This is a genomic window from Olsenella sp. CU969 (genome assembly GCF_905219715.1).
Lineage (GTDB): Bacteria > Actinomycetota > Coriobacteriia > Coriobacteriales > Atopobiaceae > Granulimonas > Granulimonas faecalis.
In genome coordinates, this window is sequence record NZ_CAJMXC010000146.1 from 1 (window position 1) to 1,788 (window position 1,788).

The 1,788-nt window shown below is 75.1% G+C and carries 1 protein-coding gene; it reads left to right on the plus strand.

The features are described from left to right. Positions 1-1,583 (plus strand): isopeptide-forming domain-containing fimbrial protein (locus JX283_RS08260; protein ID WP_204830147.1); only part of this gene is annotated, 1,583 nt, incomplete at its 5' end. Between the last annotated feature and the right edge of the window lie 205 nt (positions 1,584-1,788).

Below are 1,788 nucleotides of genomic sequence, written 5' to 3' on the forward strand. Positions count from 1 at the left end.
TGGTGACGCCGCCCGACGACACCCCCGGGCCCTTCGGCGACGACAACCCGCCCGCCGACCCCACCCTCGACGACCGCAAGGACGAGGAGCCCGCGGACGTCGAGCTGGAGTACACGGAGCATGTGCGCGCCGTGGCCGCCGACGCCGAGGTCACCTCCATCACCCGCGACGAGCTGCTCGGGCACCTGCGTGGCTTTGCGGCGGCCGACGGCTACGAGCTTGGGGCCGAGCCCACCGACCTCGCGTTCACGGCGGCCCACGCCGTGGCACCCCTCGGCCGCGCCGTCACCGGCGACGAGGCCACCTCGCTCGTCGAGACCGGCCGGAGCGACCTTGCGGCCACCTACGTGGCCGAGGACGGCTCCCGGGTGAGGGCCGTCCTGCACCACGTGGTGTGGGACGACGGCACCCCCGAGGACGAACGCCCCGGCGACGGCCCTGCACCCGGGACCTTCTCGGCGGCCATGACGGTCTCCGAGCGCGTCTCCGAGGGTACCGTCACCGCCTCCGAGCTCAAGGACCGCGCCCTGGCCCTGGCGGCCGACCGTGGCCTGACCCTGCCTGCCGGCGTCGCCGCGGGCGACTGGAGGCTCGTGCGCGNGGCTGCCGACGGCTCCGAGGAGGCGGTGGCCCCCGACGCCGAGGTGGACCTCTCCGAGCCCGCGACCTACCGGGCGGACGTCTCCTACCACCGCGACGCCGCCGGTGACACGCGCGGGCTGACCGGCACCCTGGCCCTGGGCTACGTGCTCTTTGACGGCACCTACCCCGAGAGCGACCCGGTGCCCGGCACCGTGGGCNCCGTGGCCCCCGCCGACCCCGACACGGCCCAGGTGACCGTGGTCAAGGAGTCCGCCAACAAGACGCCCCACGGGGACGGCAAGGCCCACGTGGGCGACCTCATCTCCTACACCGTCACCGTGGCCAACGGCGGCTCGGCCGAGACCTGCGTGTACGACGTGGTGGTCTCCGACGAGCTTCCCGTGGGCGTGGAGGTCGTGGCCGGCACCATGACCCTGGAGCTCCCCAGCGGGGAGACGGTGGCCGTGCCCGACGCCGTGTACGACCCGGCGACCCACGCCATCTCGGTGTTCGGCGGCTCGCTCAAGGGCGGCGAGCGGGTTGTGCTGCGGTTCGACGCCCGGGTGACCGAGGACGCCGAGGGCCGCGACATCGGCAACCACGCCGTGGCGTCCTTCGTGCGGCCGTCCGACGCGCCCACGGAGACGATCTTCGGCCGTGACGACGACGCTCCCGGGCCCGGCGACCCCGCCAAGCCGGAGGACTTCGCCGGCTCCGTGGTCCTCGACCCCACGCCGGCCGCCTACCCGGACGGCGCCTCCGACCCGGTGGCCCCCGCCGAGGGCGGCTCCGGCGGCGCTGACGGCAACGGTGCCGACGGCTCCGGCGGCAGCGGCACCCTGAGGCCCGCCCTCACACCGCTCTCCCGCGTGCCGGTGGGGCGCATCCTGCCGGTCACCGGGGACGTGGCCTCCCTGGTCCCGGTGCTCGGCAGCCTCGCGGCCGTCGCCCTGGGCGCCACGGGCGCGCTCGTGGCGCGGTCGCGCCGCCGCGACGGCTAGGCCCCGGGTCCTTCCCGGCCCCCACCCATCCATCTCCACCTGAACGCGATTGAGGGCGACTTTCCGCGGGCGAAACCCCCGGAAGTCGCCCTCATCCGTGTTCAGGCGGCCAGAATCCGCCCTTGACCGCGTTCAGGTGGGGGAGGGGGCGCCCTCAGACGCGTTCAGGTGCCGGGCAGGGGTGCCGGGTGGGAGTGGAGAGAGA